This is a genomic window from Streptomyces bugieae (genome assembly GCF_036352915.1).
In the GTDB taxonomy this organism is placed as follows: domain Bacteria; phylum Actinomycetota; class Actinomycetes; order Streptomycetales; family Streptomycetaceae; genus Streptomyces; species Streptomyces endophytica.
Genome location: NZ_JAZBJP010000146.1, coordinates 1 through 461 on the forward strand (window position 1 = coordinate 1; position 461 = coordinate 461).

Sequence of the window (461 nt, forward strand, 5' to 3'; positions counted from 1 at the left end):
GTGCAGTCCCCGCAGGCCGCACAGCCCCCGCCGAGCGGGCGGTGCCCGCCGGTCGGACAGTCCCCGCCGAGCGGGAGCCGAAGCCCGAGGCGGGCCGTGAGCCGGGGCCCGGGCCGGAGGACGAGGCGACGGCCCCCGCCGGGGTCCGCCGCTGGTGGGCACCGTGGCGCAGGCGCGGACGGACCCCGGGCGACGGGTCGGCGGCGGGGAGCCCGGCCGCGTCGGCGGCGGCCGAGGGGGCGGCGACCGGCGGAACGGCTCCCGAAGGCGGTATGCCCGGCGACGGCGCGGGCCTGGAACCGTACGACTTCCTGCCGACCGACCCCTGGCACGAGAACGACGCGAGGGAGGCCCGGTGGGCCTCCCTCAAGCAGCGCTCCGGCGGGCTGATGGCCGACTTCCCCGCCCGCCTCCCGACCGCCCTGCACGGCGATCGGACCGACGGCACGGACCATACGGAC

General features: G+C 80.0%; 1 pseudogene. It reads left to right on the plus strand.

Annotated elements, in window-relative coordinates:
- Nucleotides 1–272: 272 nt before the first annotated feature.
- Nucleotides 273–461: pseudogene (locus tag V2J85_RS41535) on the plus strand (cell division protein PerM); the annotation flags it as partial.